Source organism: Nostoc sp. NMS4, assembly GCF_017115095.1.
Classification (GTDB): Bacteria; Cyanobacteriota; Cyanobacteriia; order Cyanobacteriales; family Nostocaceae; genus Nostoc.
Map to the genome: position 1 here is coordinate 1 of NZ_JABXKI010000081.1, position 2,704 is coordinate 2,704.

Sequence of the window (2,704 nt, forward strand, 5' to 3'; positions counted from 1 at the left end):
GGTTGACTTTGGTGTGAAGCTTGAAGGAGAAGGTAATGTTTAATCTTGCTAATCCTCTTGTCTTGTCTTCAATTTTTATAAAGAAGTGATCACAGCTAATTACTACACTCCAAATCTGTTTGTGATTGACTTTGAGCAAATATTTTTGAACTAAAAGGGTGGAATGATGCCTAAACCACCTTCTAGACGCAACAAAGCCACCTCTGCCACATCTACCGATTCAACTTCAGCAGCTAACTCTGTAAACGAGGATATCTCCCAGCAAGAAGATCCAGGTTCAGCAACAATTACGATTAGTGCTGTTGAAGTTCCAGAATTGACAGAGGAAGAACAGCGCGATCGCCTGCATTTAGAGCGCCGTGTGGAAAGAGCGTTTTTTGAGGCAGGGAAAGCGCTGACAGAATTGAGGGACAGACGGCTTTATCGCTCCACGCATAAAACATTTGAAGATTATTGCCGCGATCGCTTTGCTCATAGTCGCCAACAGTCAAATTACTTGATTGCCGCAGCTGGTGTTTACGAAAATTTGACAACCATTGGTTGTCAAAATGTGGAAAATCAAAATTTGACAACCAATGGGACACAAATTCTGCCCACGAGTGAGCGCCAAGTCCGACCAATGACCAAGCTTGAACCCCAGGAACAGCAAGAAGTGTGGTTAAGAGCAGTAGAACTTGCTGGCGGGAAAGTGCCGACTGGTAGAATTGTGAAAGATGTGGTGCAAAGGATCATGGAACGTACAAAAGTACCAAACACCTACCAAATCGGCGAAGTGTGCCAAATCCTTGTTAAAGACAATCCCGAACTGAGAGGCAAAGGTGGCTGTTGGGTAATTGTCAGCGCAGTGAATGACTTTAGTTGCAGCGTGAAAATGTGGGATGGCGAGTACGCTGTTGGGTTGCAGCATCTGAAATCCTTCAGCTACCTGCCCCAGGAGTGTCAACAGATGCAGCTCCTTTGCGATCGCATTCGTAGGCTACGGGAAAACGAGAACTTGGAAGATGCCCCAAGTGCGGTGCTGAAGCATCTGGGGGAGATGAAGCGGCCGTATTTGACTGTGGTTGAAGAGAAGCTGTTGAGTTTGATAGAGAAAGAATATGCAGATATTCAAGGGTAGTGATAGTTCTTCGTAACAATGCTTACACAGTACTACACCAATCCCCACAAGCTACAGCACGAATAACCGAAGCGATCGCAGTTGTTAACGCTTTCATGAAATCGCAATATCGGCATTAAATGGTAAAATTCGGGTTAATTACAGTATCAGTGTAATAGCAGTACGTATTAAAGTCCGATGGCTTTGTCAACCAAGTGGGTGATGAGAGTTGGGGAAAAGGAAAAATCATTATGACATTCCAAAGAATCCAGAAAATGGCTTCAACAAAGAGCGAAACGCCGACAACATCTCACTTGTCATCAAGACCCTTTGCGCCGATTATTCAACACCCAATACCAACTCCCCATCAGCAACCGGAACAAACCAAAGGATTAGTTCAAAGAAAGAAGAACTTGTTAGAAATCCCTTTGATGCCACCGCCAAAAAAGGTAATCCAGGCAAAGTTGACAATTGGGGAACCAGGGGATAAATATGAGCAGTCAGCCGACGCGATTGCACGTCAAGTAGTGCAGAGGATTCATCAACCACAAAGCGATAAACTTCAACGTGAGTTTTTGCCTGAAGAAGAAAAATTGCAAGCTCAACTTGACACAAACACTATTAGCCCAGAAAAAATACAGAAGTTCAAACTGCAAAACAAACTGTTAGTGCAGCGTTTGGTGTCTAACGGTGGTATGACTGCTGCACCAAATTTGTCAGCGAGTAGTGATGGAGTAATACAGAGAGATGAGGAGGTTGATGCAGTAGCGCATACAGCAAATTTAGGAATTAGGAGAGCCAACAGAAGGGGTAGTTTAGATGAAACAGGCCCTGAAAGTAATTTCAAAGTGACGTTTCTTAGAGAAGCTTTTCCTGTTATTCAGGGTGAATTATTAAAGCTAGCTAATTCACTACCTGAACCTTTAGAAGTGTTCAGAGATTCATTCAGGAAGCTGTCCTCAGATACTGCATACCTTACAGCAATAGTCTCACAATTACTGGAAGTAGGAAAATGTGGTGAATTCTCAGCATCTGTTTACATATACTTGATGCAGAATACCACTAACAAAGCGATATATATAGCGCACATGAAGGATCATAAAAAAGCTTTTAATCATCAATTTGTGATCACATCAACTAAATTTGTTAGCGATGCGTCTGATTTAGACCCTGAAGATGCTGTACTAGATGCTTGGTATAACTACAAAGTGATAAAATTATGGCAGTTTTACGATGGTATAAATCCCTATGGAGCAAAGCTAGACGCTTCCAACATTTCATTAGGACGGCGAAATATGTCTACAGGAGAAAGTCCACTTAGAGATGAGGTGATTCAACACGTATATAATATAGTACAACCCTGGTATTTAGAGACTAAACGAGATCATTTTGATAGCTTGTCTGTTGAAGAGCAGCGTGAATTTTGGACACCGCTTGATCATGAATTGTTTGATTTCGACAGGAGTGAACCCAGGGTAGTTAAGGATCTGAGGTAATGGTAACTTATAATTCTATAATAATTCTACCCAAATGCTTGAGAATTCTTAAAACTCCAGATAAATTGTTAAGATATTGCGATCGGGTTGCAAAGAGATCGGAAATACCATA

2 protein-coding genes are annotated in these 2,704 nt (G+C 42.0%); both read left to right on the forward strand.

The window, feature by feature from the left end; genetic code table 11:
- Positions 1 to 166 precede the first annotated feature (166 nt).
- The gene (locus tag HWQ37_RS05095) at positions 167 to 1,117 is read left to right on the forward strand and encodes a hypothetical protein (protein ID WP_292744567.1); all 951 of its coding nucleotides are present in this window, start codon (positions 167 to 169) and stop codon (positions 1,115 to 1,117) included.
- A gap of 230 nt (positions 1,118 to 1,347) precedes the next feature.
- Entirely contained in the window at positions 1,348 to 2,592 is a 1,245-nt protein-coding gene (locus HWQ37_RS05100) for a hypothetical protein (RefSeq protein ID WP_292744569.1), read from the forward strand.
- Positions 2,593 to 2,704 lie beyond the last annotated feature (112 nt).